Raw genomic sequence first — 12,544 nt, forward strand, 5'->3', positions numbered from 1 at the left:
GTGCCACTAACGCTTCTGGTTGTCGTATTATCGGTTGTCGCATGGGTCTGGCTGCGTAACCAGCCCGCCGGCCAACGTAAACCTGCAATCATCAAGTTGGTGTTGGCTGCCGGTATCCTGATGGTGGTTCTGATGGCGTTAACCGGGCGTCTGCACTTCCTGTTTGCAGCGCTTGCGTTCCTTTTTCCGCTGCTACGCCGGGTGCTGCCATCGATACTGATGGGCCGCATGGCAGGCGCTGGACGGGGTGAAGCAAAGGCCAAACCCGGCAATCAGTCCCATGTTTCAAGCGCTATCCTCAATATGACCCTGGACCATGACTCCGGCAACATGAGTGGTGAAATAGTGAAGGGCCCCATGGTCGGGCGGGCGCTGGCGGACCTGGGCGAGAGCGAATTTATTGAGCTGTTGCACTACTGCCGGGACCACGATGAAGACTCAGCCCGGTTGCTGGAAAGCTATCTGGACCGCCGCTTTGGAGACTCCTGGCGCACGGACGACCCGGCGGGCGATGACGGCGCGGGACAAGATGAGCGTGGTAAAGGTGACAGTGGTGGACCATTAACAGAGAACGAAGCCTGTGACATTCTGGGGCTTGAACCCGGTGCCACTCGGGAAGAGATCATCCAGGCCCACCGCCGGATGATGCAGAAGATGCATCCTGACCGCGGTGGGAGCAATTACTTGGCTGCCCGTATTAATGAAGCCAAAGAGCGCCTGCTAGGCTGACGTTATGGTGCCGGATTTGATTCAACCCTCGCCAGAAACTCTCCGATGTGTTCGAACGCTTCTTCTGCCTCCGGTAACAGTGGCGCAAACAGGTGCCACACGTGAACCATGTCCGGCCAGGTTTTTACTTCCACCGGTGAGCCTGCAGCCTGTGCTTTTTCGACATACCGTTGCGCGTTTTCCAGCAGTAATTCTGATTCACTGACATGAATGAGGGTTGGCGGGAGGCCGTGTAGCTTTCCCCGCAGGGGCGACGCCATCGGGCTGGTGGGTAATACCCGCATGCCCAGTACGGTTCCCCACCACAATAATGGTAGAGGCACTCGCGAGAGCTTTTTCACCGTCGGCCCCAGCATGGCATCGGTTTTCAGATTGGCCCGGCTGCTCAGGGAGGTCAGCATCAGCTCGGTAGAGGGTGAGAGCGCGATGGCCGCATTGGGTTGTTGCAGGCCCTGATCGCGTATCCATGCGATCAGCCCCAGGGTGTGGCTGCCGCCAGCGGAGTCTCCGGCGATGACAACAAAATCAGCCGGTGCAATGCCGTCAGGCCCGTTCTCAAGCAGCCAGCGATAACCGGCCTGGCAGTCGATGATGCCGTCCAGGTAGCGGTTTTCCGGCATCAGCCGATAATCAATGGCAAACACGCAGGCGTTAGCCAATCTCGACAATCGGTCAGTGATGACGCGATGGCTTTTGGCACTGCCAGCGATCCAGGAGCCGCCGTGAATGTATAGAATCCGGCGGCCGGGTTTTGCGCCGGGTGCAATCACCCACTCCCCCTTCGGTGCGTGGTTGGCAGGAGGGCGGATTTCAGAGGCCAGTTCCAGGCCATCGCTCATGCTGTCCATGTACTGCCGTAGCGCCTTAATCCGAGCCCGGCCACGGAGGCCTTCGGCTGCGGCATGCATACCTTTTACCTTTTCAAGCACTTGCTGGCGGGCCTCGTTTTGTTGCTGTGGCGTAGTCGTTTCGGTTTCATCGGAGGCATCATCTTTTCGGCGCAGGATAAATACGACGGCAGCCACGAGCACGACCATCATCAGGCCAAACCACATCATTGCGAACCAGGCGATTCCGAAAATCATGTATAGATAGCCCTTGGATGGTTTTACGGAAGCTTATCACTGTAGCATGGCAGGAATCGGAAGTAGCTTTCTTGCTGTGTCCTTCAATCCCGTGAATACTGGGTATGAGTTTCATCCGGCAAAATAACAGGGGCATGATGTGAACACATTCCAGCAACTTCTGGGCACGAAGCTGCCGATCATTCAGGCCCCGATGGCGGGCGTTCAGGACAGCGCCCTGGCGGCGGCAGTTTCAAATGCCGGGGGCCTCGGATCATTGCCTTGCGCCATGTTGAGTAGCGACGATCTGCGGTCAGAATTGACAGCCCTTCGGGCAGAAACCGATAAACCCTTTAATGTAAATTTCTTCAGCCATACGCCTCCGGAGCCGGATGCTGCGCGGGAGCAGGCCTGGCGCTCGGCACTTGGGTCCTATTACCGCGAGTATGACATCGAGGCTGATATGATTTCCCAGGGGCCGGGCCGTGCGCCTTTCAGTGCCGAAATGGCGGAGGTGCTGGAAGAATTCAAACCGGCCATTGTCAGTTTTCATTTCGGTCTTCCCTCCTTGGAATTGCTGGAACGGGTGAATTCCTGGGGGGCAAAGGTACTTTCCACCGCCACCACCGTCGAAGAAGCGCTCTGGCTTGAGAGCCACGGCGTCGATGGGGTCATTGCGCAGGGTCTCGAGGCGGGGGCCACCGGGGCTTGTTCCTGACCCAGGATCTGACCACTCAGGCTGGAACCTTTGCCTTGCTGCCGCAGATTATAGCCGCGGTTAAATGCCCGGTTATCGCGGCCGGGGGCATTGCCGATGCCAGGGGGGTTGCGGCTGTGCTCGCAATGGGCGCGATCGCGGCTCAGGTAGGGACGGCGTATTTGCTGTGCCCCGAAGCCACCACGCGGGAGATACACCGGGCTGCGCTCAAGAGCGATGCTGCTCGCCATACCGCTTTGACGAATTTGTTCTCCGGTGGTCCGGCCCGCGGTATCGTCAATCGGGTGATGCGGGATCTTGGGCCGATCAGTAGCCTGGCGCCAGCGTTTCCTCTTGCCACGTCAGCGATCGCGCCCCTGCGAACCAAGGCAGAGGCTCAAGGTTCCGGTGATTTCTCACCACTATGGTGCGGGCAAAACCCGTCCGGCTGCCGTGAGGTGCCCGCGGGTGAGCTGACGCTTAACCTCGCAGCTGATCTCTGATGACTCGGTGTCGGGTGTTCCGGGGTCTGGCTTTCACTGTTACGCTGCACGGGTAAACTTTTTAAATTGCACCAGCCCCTGCCAGTTGCATTAACGGGCGAGGCTGATTGGAGAATCCTATGCTGCTAGCCGAAAAATCTACCGGCCACATAGTTGAAGTGCTTGATCTTCATGCTTTGTTCGACCCACTCAAAACCACGGTCAAAGCCAGCCTGCACTATGGCGAAGAAGCCCAGGACCCGGAATCGTTTGACAAGGCGGGTCTCAAGTTCCCCTCTGGTGAGGCCTTGCCGACCTGTTGGACAGATCCGGATTACCGTCATAAGCAGGTACGGGCGCAGGCTTAATCCGGACACGCCCGTTCAAAGCCGTCGAGCACGTTGACGGCATTGACGCCGATGGCCTCGACATCGTAGCCGCCTTCCATCGTAAACAGGGTTGGCAGACCGAGCTTGGCAAGGCGCTCGCCGAGCGTGAAGTAATCGTCGGACTTAAGCTTGAAGAACGAGATCGGGTCATCCTCAAAGGTGTCCACCCCAAGCGGGATAACCAGCGCATCGGGCTGGTATTGCCCGATGCGATCGCAGGCCGCCTCAAGTCCCTGGCGCCAGACACTGAAAGGTGTATTGGGTGGATACACCAGATTCAGGTTATAGCCTTCCCCGTCAGCGTTGCCGGTTTCATCCTCAAAGCCCAGAAAGTGCGGGAACACCAGGTCAGGGTCCCCATGAAGGCTGATCGTCAAGACATCCGCCCGATCATAGAAAATACTCTGGGTGCCGTTGCCGTGGTGGAAATCCACATCCAGAATGGCCACGCGTTTGGCGCCCCGATCGAGGAACGCCTGGGCAGCAATGGCAGCATTATTGAAGAAGCAGTAACCGCCGAACAGATCGGCGGCGGCGTGGTGTCCCGGGGGACGACACAAGGCAAAGACTGCCCGTTCGCCCTGCGCGATCTTTTTTTGGGCAGTCAGGGCGACATTGGCTGATGCCAGGGCGGCGTCCCAGGTGCCTTCTGTAATGGAGGTTTCTGCGGCAAAACTGAAATAACCCAGGCGACCGTCAATATCCTTGGGAATCCGCTGGCGCATGCCACGGCCTGGCCAGACCGCCGGAATGGCTTCGCCGGGTTTATCGGCGGCAATCCAGTCGTCCCAGCAGTGCTCAAGGAAGTCCACATAATCGGACGTATGAATTCGCAGAATCGGGCCGAGCCCGAACTCCTCGGGGGCAATGATTTCACCGAAATCCTGGTGGATAACCCGGGCGAGAATAGTCTCCGCCCGGGAAGGCTTTTCGTGTGGTTCGATCAGCATGCCGCCGTCCAGCTCGGTTTTGGCAGTCCGGCGGTTATGCAGGGGGGAGAAGACAGTGAGCATGGATGGACCCGTTCAGAAAATTGAGAGATCGCACCTTGGCACAACAGGCCTGCTGGCTCAATAACATCACTCCCAGACTACTTTGCTGCCTTGCGTATACCATCCGTCCATCTTGTCGGAATAGTGGCTTTCGATGATGTTGCGTTTTATTTTCATGGTGGGTGTCAGCATGCCGTTTTCCATGGTCCAGGGCTCTTTCACTACCACCACGAAGGCCAGTTTCTCATGGGCTTCGCTGTTTGCATTGACGTTATCGAGCTCTGCCTCCAGTTCCTGTTCAAGAGCGCTCTGACTGCCGCCGTTCGCCAGTTCTGTCCGGGCTTCGTCGGAGAGTAGTGCCATCACACACGGCTGGCTCTGGTTGGCGCCAGCCACACAGATGACTTCCGTCTTGGGATGGTTAAAGCGATTTTCGATCGGCACAGGGACCACGTATTTACCTTTGGACGTCTTGAACAGGTCTTTCACCCGCCCGGTGATGCGAAGAAATCCTTCGCGATCAATCTCACCCATGTCACCGGTTCTGAGGAAGCCGTCATCGGTGACGTCTTCACGAGTTTTCTCGTCATTCTGGTAATAACCGAGCATTTGCCCCGGGCTTTTAACTTCGAGTTCGCCGGCGGCGCTGATACGATGCTCTACGCCGGGATTACAAACGCCGACCGTGCCGACTTTGGCAGCGTCTGGACGGTTGCAGTGGGAATAACCGAAGTTCTCGGACATGCCGTAGACCTCCAACAATTCCAACCCCAGATTGCGGTACCAGCCGATGATTTCCGGCGCCAGAGGCGCGGCACCGGTCAGGGCGGCTCGGCAGTGGTCCAGTCCGAGCTGTTTCAGCACTTTCTTTTTGACCAGTTTGTTGAGGATGGGGATGTTGAACAGGACCTTCTGTTTTTTGGGTGGCAATTTGTTGTTGATTGCCAGATAGAATTTCATCCACAGCCGCGGCACGGAGAAGAACAGGGTGGGCCGGGCCCGCTGGAGGTCCTCCTGAAAGGTATCCAGGGAGTTGGCAAAATAAAGCTCAAAGCCGTAATAAAGCGACTGGGTTTCAACCGCTGCGCGTTCTGCCACGTGGGCCAGCGGCAGGTAGGAGAGCATGCGCTCGTCCGCCCCAACCGGGAATAACTGTTGCAGGCCATCCGCCACCGAGATCATGGTGCGGAAACTGTGCATGACGCCCTTCGGCCGGCCGGTGCTCCCGGATGTGTAAACAATGGTCGCCAGGGTGTCCGGGTCTGGCATTTCAGGCGTAACCGGCTCGGCTTTGGCGACAATATCCTGCCAGGTGGGGGTGTCGTTCCGGGGAGACATGGGCAGTGAGATAATTGGCAGGTCGTCGGGCAGATAGCCCTTGATGTCGTTCCAGCCATCAGCCTTACCGTCCATCTTGCCCAGAAATAGTAGTCTGACATCGCTGTGTTCCAGAACGTAAGCTGCGGTTTCGCCGTTGAGGGTCGGATATAAAGGCACAGAGACGTGGCCTGCCGCCCAGATTGCCAGGTCGGCCAGTATCCAGTGCGCGCTGTTTTTACCCAGTACGGCAATGTTACTGGGCCTCGGCAGTTGCAATGACTTGAGATAACCCGCCATCCGGGAAACCTCATCAGCCGCCTGTTGCCAGGTCAGGGATTCAACATGGCCATCGACAAACGGTTGGGTAAGATAAGTCTTGTCCGGGGCGTTTTCCGCCCAATAGTATAGGCAGTGCAGAGAGGTTTTCTTCTGCGGGTCGATCGCCATGAATGTGCTCCTGAATGTTGTTTTTATTACTATTCGGGTCGCATATTGCGACCAAAGTGTGGTGTAACCAAAGTATAGTACCGGACCCATAATTTACAAAAGGCCACCGATGAAGCAGCCTATTCCGACCAATTTAATTCTCGGTTTTCTGGGGGTGGGGAAAACCACCGCTATTATCGATCTGCTGAAGTACAAGCCAGCCGATGAAGTCTGGGCCGTACTGGTCAATGAATTTGGCGAAGTCGGTATTGATGGTGCGCTGCTGGAGCAGGACGGTGCGTTTGTGCGTGAGGTGCCTGGCGGCTGCATGTGCTGTGTGGCGGGTCTGCCCATGCAGATCGGCCTTAATCGGCTGATTCATAAGGCTAAGCCGGATCGTCTGTTGATCGAGCCCACCGGGCTCGGGCATCCGTCGCAGATCATTGAAACCCTGACCAGCGAGCATTATCAGGAGGTGCTCTCACTCGGACCGGTGCTTTGTCTGGTAGACCCTCGTCGCCTCGAGGAACCCCGGGTACTGGAGAACGTTCAGTTCAGGGATCAGGTGGCGGCTGCCGACATCCTGGTGGCCAATAAAACCGACCTGTGTAACGACGCCCAGCTTTCGCATTTTGACCAGTGGTCTGAAGCGTTATCACCAAAGAAACGGGCGGTGTTCCATACCCGACACGGCCGTCTGAATACTGCCTGGCTTGAAGGTGACACGGATCTGAATGAAGTAACTGCGCCCCACGCCCATCATCATGCCGGTCATGAACCCAAGCCCGCCCCACCGTCGCTGGATGAGGACCCCTGGCAAATGGTGACCAACCAGGGGCAGGGTCATACCAGTGTAGGCTGGCGGGTACACCCGGATACTCGATTGGATGAATGCCAGTTGCTGTCGTTGGCCCTGGATGGTCGGTTTCTGCGCTTCAAGGCGGTGGTCAATACCAGCGAAGGCTGGCGCGCCGTGAACGTAGCGGAGGGTGCTCTGTCTGTGGTGTCTGCAGAGCCGGGGTCGTTTTCGCGGCTGGAGGCTATCAGTGACGAAGTGTTGCCCGCAGATGAATTGAATGGGCAACTTAAACAGTTGATAGTATCGTTCTAGTGGCGGCTGGAGAGCCGTTAATTCCCGCAAACGCTCTCATAAAAAGGCGAATAATGTGACTTTGAAAAGCGGTGTTTATGGTGCGGCTGTCGCGCTGTTGTTGACAGGCTGTAGTTCAAACGGGGCTCAGGACCTGACTGACGGCCCTGGAGAAATCAATTGCAGTACCATCGTGGATACTGACGACCGGGAATTCTGTTACGAGAAACAGAGAATGGAATATCTTGACGGGCTACCGAAAGAATCTGGAAAGGCTAAGGAAGCGACTGAATAAAGCGGACGATGATGGCGTCCAGCATTCAGCAACTGGATGAATCAGCGCTGGAACCGGTGGGCCTGCCTGGATTCGGCAGGCCCACGCCAGGCTGGTGCTCAGACCAGATTGTAGACAAACACCACAGCAACGGCGACCGGGGCGAAATAACGAAGGGTGCGATACCACAGTGAGAACGCCGCTGGCGACATCGACAACTCCTGTTCGAGAGTTTCCCGCGTCATCACCCAGCCTGCAAACACCGCGACCATCAACCCGCCCAGTGGCAGCAGGATATTGGCAGTGAAGAAGTCCAGCAAATCAAAAATGGTCTTGCCTTCAAACATGCCGAACATGCCCAGGGGAGCGAAGTCGGACCACAGATTCAGGGAGAGAATGGAAGCAATACCTACGGCCCAGCAGGCGATACCAGCGGTTAGCGTACTCATCAGGCGGTTCATGCCCTTGCGCTCTTCCAGCCATTCCACCAACGGTTCCAGCAGGGAGATACCGGAAGTCCAGGCAGCGAAAACCAGCAGCACAAAGAACAGCGTACCGAACAGGCTGCCCAGGGGCATTTGGCCAAAAGCCAGCGGCAGGGTCTGAAAAATCAGCCCGGGCCCGGCGCCCGGTTCAAGGCCATTGGCAAACACGATAGGAAAGATCGCCAGCCCGGCCAGCAGGGCCACCCCGGTATCCATTACCGATACGGTCAGGGAGGTCTTGGCGATGGAGATGTTTTTGGGCAGATAAGAGCCGTAGGCCATCATGACCGCCATACCCAGGCTGAGGGTAAAGAAAGCATGGCCAAGGGCAACCAGTACCCCCGAGGTCGTCAGTTTGGAGAAGTCCGGCTGGAACAGAAAAGCCACGGCCTGACCGAAGAAGCCAGTCGTCATGGCGTAGCCCACCACCAGAAGCAGCAAAACGAACAGCGCTGGCATCAGGATACTGACGGCACGCTCAAGCCCGAATCGAACGCCTTTCGCCACCACCAGCATCACCAGGGCCATGAACACGGTATGCCATAGCAACAGGGTGGCGGGGCTGCCGAGCAGGCCGGTAAAGATGGCACCGATCTCATCGGCGGTCTGGCCTGCCAGTTGGCCGGTGGCAGCGGTGCCCACATAGGACATGGCCCATCCGCCAATCACTGAATAAAACGACAGAATCAGGAACGCCGCCAGAACGCCAACGGCGGCAAGCCAGCGCCATGCCGGGTTGGCCCCATCCCGCTCGGTGATCAACTGGATGCTGCGAACCGGACTGTGGCCGCCCCTACGACCAATCAGCACCTCCGCCATCATGATCGGTACGCCGACGGCAGCGATACATAACAGATAGACCAGAACGAAAGCCCCGCCACCATTCTCGCCGGTGATATACGGAAATTTCCAGATATTGCCCAGCCCGACTGCGGAGCCAGTGGCGGCAAGAATAAAGGCAAGCCGTGACGACCACATGCCCCGTTTGACGCTGGTGGAAGGGGATTCGTTCATTATTTTCTCCTGGTGACTGTTGTTGTTTTCAGGTCAGACAGGCCGCGGAGCGGCCAGCGAGATTCTGGCTACCGGGCCGTGTGTTTAAAACGCTCTTCCGCGAGCTGATTTGCAATCACCCCAGTGGGTAAGCCCTCGTTGGCGGACCGGGCAAATATTTCATCCAATGTAGTACCAATGGCTTCGACGTGACGTCGGACCGCCTTCGGATCGGGCCCCTGGCGCTCGTAATAAACGTCGATAATGCCGCCGGCATTTATAACGAAGTCTGGAGCGTAAAGGATGCCCCGGTTCCACAGGGCGTTATCATGTCTGGGGTTTGCCAGTTGATTGTTAGCAGCGCCTGCAATAATGGGCGCTTGCAGGCGTTTAATAGACGCATCGTTCAGGATCGCCCCCATAGCGCAGGGTGCGACCACATCGACGGGCAGTGTGAGAATCTCGTCGGCACTGACAGCAACTGCCCCCAGCTCATCAACAGCGCGATCCACCTGGTCCTGATGAATGTCATAAACCCACAATTGTGCGCCGGCGTCTTTCAGGTGCCGGGCCAAGCGATACCCGACATTACCAATGCCCTGGATGGCTACTTTTACACCTTCCAGGTCGCTGCGACCGAGTTTGTGCCGAACCGCCGACTGCAGGCCGACGAAAGTGCCGTAGGCAGTGGCAGGTGAGGGATCACCATTGGAGGGTTTGCCGTCGAAACCGGGGCGGTCTGCGATACCGGCCACGTGGACCGTATGGCGCCCCATGATTTTCAGGTCTGCAACACTGGTGCCGGAATCTTCCGCTGCAATGTATAGACCACCGAGTTGATTGAGAAAACGGCCCATGGCTTCGAGCAGGGCTTCACTTTTGTGCTCCCTAGGATCACCGATGATGACCGACTTGCCTCCCCCTAGGTTCAGGCCTGCCAGAGCGGATTTGTAAGTCATGCCGCGAGATAGCCTGAGGGCATCGCGCAGGGCTTCTTCATCACTGTCGTAAGGGAACATGCGGCAGCCGCCCAGGGCGGGTCCGCGGGAGGTATTGTGCACGGCAATAATGGCGCGCAGACCGGAGTCGGGGTCGCAATAAAAAGACAGATGTTCGTGATTATCGAATTCAGGATGCGTAAAGACCGTCATGGCTGGCACTCCCTCTTGGACATTCCAGGGGCAGCAAAGCGGGCAGGGGCGTCGGGTAACATTAAAGCTGGTGGGGGCAACCGGCTGGTATAGCCTGCCCTCGCGAACATATTGAGCAATAACATGCTGAAATCCTCTTCCACTCTGCCGGATCACGGCGTTGGCGGTCGTTTTGTTTTTGGCCTCCCGGCGGATAAGCCGGTTGACTGATTTCCAGTTGTCTATGCCTTTGTGGGGCCTGACAAGGGAAAGAATAGAAGGGGTTTACGTTAACGTCAATGCTTAAAAAGTAAACGGCCCGGCTGTTGCCCGGGGCATAGGGGTTTTCCCGTTCGTTATTTTTCAGGGTGTCTGTTATGATGCGCGCCTTCCTACCTCGAAGGATTTCGTCTTTTAAAGGCGAACCCCATCCGATACGACCTTTCAGAGGACGGCGCCAGCAGCATCGCGCGGCCGTAGTCGTTATACATTCGATGACTAGTTCACGGTCTTCCCCGCATTTCAGTGGGCAAGAGCCGCAAGAGATTTAAATTATGGATTTTTCTTCACTCGGTTTGTCCGAGAAGCTGGTACGTGCAACCGCTGACCAGGGATATGATACCCCTTCACCTATCCAGGCCCAGGCCATTCCGGCTGTTCTTTCCGGTCAGGATGTGATGGCTGCGGCCCAGACCGGTACCGGCAAAACCGCTGGTTTTACGCTGCCTTTACTGCAGCGGCTGGCAGAAACACCGCGTCAAGGTAAGGGTATTCGAGCTCTGATCCTTACGCCGACTCGCGAACTGGCCGCCCAGGTAGCCGCAAGCGTGGAGCTCTACAGCCGCTACATGCCGACGTCGTCTGCCGTGGTATTCGGCGGCGTAAAGATCAACCCGCAGATCGCCAAGCTGCGTCGCGGTGTCGACATACTGGTGGCAACGCCGGGTCGTCTGATGGATCTGTACCAACAGGGTGCCGTGCGTTTTGACGGCGTTGAGACGCTGGTACTGGATGAAGCTGACCGCATGCTGGACATGGGCTTTATCCGTGACATTCGCAAGATACTGGCCCTGCTGCCACCCAAGCGCCAGAACCTGATGTTCTCAGCGACGTTCTCCGGGGATATCCGCAAACTGGCGGAAGGCATGTTGACCAATCCCGTTCAGATTGAAGTGGCGACTCGCAACGCCACGGCTGATAATGTGGATCAGACCGTTTATCCGGTCGACCAGAACCAGAAATCTGCGCTGCTTAGCCAGCTCGTCAGGCATAATGACTGGCAGCAGGTATTGGTCTTTACCCGTACCAAGCATGGCGCAAACCGTCTGACCCAGAAGCTGGAAAAAGACGGCATTACGGCTGCTGCAATCCACGGCAATAAATCCCAGGGTGCCCGGACCCGTGCATTGCACGAGTTCAAGCAGGGCTCTGTCCGGGTTCTGGTTGCAACCGATATCGCTGCCCGTGGCCTCGACATCAAGCAACTGCCGCAAGTGGTTAACTTCGAGCTGCCAAACGTGCCGGAAGATTATGTTCACCGTATCGGCCGCACCGGTCGTGCCGGTGAAAGTGGGCACGCGTTGTCACTGGTCAGCGCGGATGAGCTTAAACTGCTGACGGGTATCGAGCGGTTGATCAAGAAGGATATTCCACGCAAGACCATCGAAGGCTTTGAGCCGAGCGGTCGTGCATCTGCCGCACCCAGGCCGGGCTCACGTCCCGGTGGTGGCCGTGGCGGCAATGGCGCCCAGAATCGTGGGCGCAGCAGTGCCAACAGCAGTAATGGCGGTAACGCTCAATCTCGTCGACCTGTAAGCCGTCGCCCGGCGCAGAGTGCGTAAGCACCTGGCGGGCGTATAAAAAAAGCCGCTTCCATTACTGGGAGCGGCTTTTATTTTGCGCCGATTTTAACGTTCTCCGATCAACCGGATTTCTCGTCCGGGTATGGCAAAACGGCCTCGGAGGCTTCTGGCATAAAAACGTCCCGTACGGTGAGGGCATTACCGTCTGGATCGGTTACCGCCATTGGCGTAATGGGTCTGCCGGTCGCCCGGTCACGCAAATTCAGCGGTGCACCCTCGGGTGAGGGGTTCCATTTGTCGCCCCACTGGCGCAACGCAATGACCACCGGGAACAAGTCCCGCCCTTTTTCGGTCAGGCGGTATTCCTGCCGTGAGCCGTGTTCACCCACCTCTACCTTGCGCAGGACTTCGTTATCCACCAACCGGGCGAGACGATCACACAGGATATTCCGGGCAATCCCGAGTTCCTGTTGAAAGTCGACAAAACGCCGGGTGCCGTACATTGCCTGTAGCACCACCAGCAAAGACCACCAGTCCCCTACTTCATTGAGGGCACGGGCGACGGAGCAATTGGAGTCATCAAAACGTTTTCTGGCCATGAAATCGAGTGTACCTAATAGGGTTGCATTTTAAAACCAGATTTAATATGGTTGCTTTAAGAAACCAAACTA

General features: G+C 57.1%; 11 protein-coding genes and 1 pseudogene. 6 read left to right on the forward strand and 6 right to left on the reverse strand.

Annotation, left to right across the window (positions count from 1 at the left end; genetic code table 11):
- Positions 1–729, forward strand: a complete 729-nt coding sequence (locus WEB64_RS13145) for a DnaJ domain-containing protein (RefSeq protein ID WP_368058493.1) — start codon at positions 1–3, stop codon at positions 727–729.
- 2 nt (positions 730–731) lie between these two features.
- Here the strand turns inward: WEB64_RS13145 and WEB64_RS13150 are convergent, their stop codons facing one another.
- The gene (locus WEB64_RS13150) at positions 732–1,814 is read right to left on the reverse strand and encodes an alpha/beta hydrolase (protein WP_368058495.1); all 1,083 of its coding nucleotides are present in this window, start codon (positions 1,812–1,814) and stop codon (positions 732–734) included.
- Positions 1,815–2,007: 193 nt separating this feature from the next.
- On the opposite strand from WEB64_RS13150, the pseudogene WEB64_RS13155 reads away from it, so the two are divergent.
- Both WEB64_RS13155 and WEB64_RS13160 read left to right on the forward strand, forming a co-directional pair.
- A pseudogene (locus WEB64_RS13155) lies at positions 2,008–2,993 on the forward strand (NAD(P)H-dependent flavin oxidoreductase).
- Between the two features lie 119 nt (positions 2,994–3,112).
- Positions 3,113–3,340 carry an acetyltransferase gene (locus tag WEB64_RS13160; RefSeq protein WP_368058497.1) on the forward strand — a complete coding sequence of 76 codons (228 nt, stop codon included), beginning with the start codon at positions 3,113–3,115 and terminating at the stop codon, positions 3,338–3,340.
- Here the strand turns inward: WEB64_RS13160 and WEB64_RS13165 are convergent.
- Positions 3,337–4,374: a histone deacetylase family protein gene (locus WEB64_RS13165; protein ID WP_368058499.1), complete on the reverse strand. Its 1,038-nt coding sequence runs from the start codon at positions 4,372–4,374 to the stop codon at positions 3,337–3,339. The two genes, WEB64_RS13160 and WEB64_RS13165, sit on opposite strands and share 4 nt — an antisense overlap.
- Before the next feature lie 66 nt (positions 4,375–4,440).
- Positions 4,441–6,120: an AMP-binding protein gene (locus WEB64_RS13170; RefSeq protein ID WP_368058501.1), complete on the reverse strand. Its 1,680-nt coding sequence runs from the start codon at positions 6,118–6,120 to the stop codon at positions 4,441–4,443.
- A gap of 109 nt (positions 6,121–6,229) precedes the next feature.
- Between WEB64_RS13170 and WEB64_RS13175 the strand changes: the two genes are divergently transcribed.
- Together WEB64_RS13175 and WEB64_RS13180 are read left to right on the forward strand one after the other, a co-directional pair.
- The gene (locus WEB64_RS13175) at positions 6,230–7,210 is read left to right on the forward strand and encodes a GTP-binding protein (RefSeq protein WP_368058503.1); all 981 of its coding nucleotides are present in this window, start codon (positions 6,230–6,232) and stop codon (positions 7,208–7,210) included.
- A 55-nt stretch (positions 7,211–7,265) separates the two neighbouring features.
- Positions 7,266–7,484 (forward strand): hypothetical protein, encoded by a 219-nt coding sequence (locus WEB64_RS13180; protein WP_368058505.1) that lies wholly within the window; start codon positions 7,266–7,268, stop codon positions 7,482–7,484.
- A gap of 98 nt (positions 7,485–7,582) precedes the next feature.
- On the opposite strand, the gene WEB64_RS13185 is transcribed toward WEB64_RS13180, so the two are convergent.
- Positions 7,583–8,962 carry a sodium-dependent transporter gene (locus WEB64_RS13185; protein WP_368058507.1) on the reverse strand — a complete coding sequence of 460 codons (1,380 nt, stop codon included), beginning with the start codon at positions 8,960–8,962 and terminating at the stop codon, positions 7,583–7,585.
- Between the two features lie 68 nt (positions 8,963–9,030).
- Positions 9,031–10,092 (reverse strand): Leu/Phe/Val dehydrogenase, encoded by a 1,062-nt coding sequence (locus WEB64_RS13190; protein WP_368058509.1) that lies wholly within the window; start codon positions 10,090–10,092, stop codon positions 9,031–9,033.
- Positions 10,093–10,625: 533 nt separating this feature from the next.
- On the opposite strand from WEB64_RS13190, the gene WEB64_RS13195 reads away from it, so the two are divergent.
- Positions 10,626–11,912, forward strand: a complete 1,287-nt coding sequence (locus WEB64_RS13195) for a DEAD/DEAH box helicase (protein WP_368058511.1) — start codon at positions 10,626–10,628, stop codon at positions 11,910–11,912.
- Between the two features lie 80 nt (positions 11,913–11,992).
- Here the strand turns inward: WEB64_RS13195 and WEB64_RS13200 are convergent, their stop codons facing one another.
- Complete coding sequence (locus tag WEB64_RS13200) at positions 11,993–12,472, reverse strand: winged helix-turn-helix transcriptional regulator (protein WP_368058513.1); 480 nt, start codon at positions 12,470–12,472, stop codon at positions 11,993–11,995.
- Positions 12,473–12,544 lie beyond the last annotated feature (72 nt).

The sequence above is a fragment of the Marinobacter sp. genome (assembly GCF_040882185.1).
In the GTDB taxonomy this organism is placed as follows: Bacteria; Pseudomonadota; Gammaproteobacteria; order Pseudomonadales; family Oleiphilaceae; genus Marinobacter.